Source organism: Bradyrhizobium sp. CFUWI (assembly GCF_056429085.1).
The window spans coordinates 1-455 of record NZ_JBWJZE010000188.1 but is presented as its reverse complement, the minus strand read 5'-3'; the positions used below and the strand labels follow the sequence as shown (position 1 = coordinate 455).

General features: G+C 66.8%; 1 pseudogene. It reads left to right on the top strand.

The features are described 5' to 3' along the window. Positions 1–455, top strand: a pseudogene (locus tag AC066S_RS39350) (threonine ammonia-lyase, biosynthetic); the annotation flags it as partial.

Genomic DNA, 455 nt, shown 5'->3' with positions numbered 1-455 from the left:
CAACGTGACCGAGTTCAACTACCGCATCAGCGATGCCGCCCGGGCCCATGTGTTCGTCGGCCTCACCACGCACGGCAAGGGCGAATCGGAGAAGATCGCGCGCAATTTCCAGCGCCACGGCTTCGAGGCGCTGGACCTGACGCACGACGAGCTGGCCAAGGAGCACCTGCGCCACCTCGTGGGCGGACGTTCGGGCCTGGCGCAGGACGAGCGGCTGCTGCGCATCGTCTTCCCCGAGCGGCCCGGCGCGCTGTTCAAGTTCCTGAGCATGATGCAGCCGAGCTGGAACATCAGCCTCTTCCATTACCGCAACCAGGGCGCGGACTACGGCCGCATCCTCGTGGGCATGCAGGTGCCGGCGAGCGACGCCGGCGCCTTCGACGCGTTCCTGCAGACGCTGGGCTATCCCTATGTGGAGGAAACGCAGAACCCGGCGTACCGGCTGTTCCTGCAGG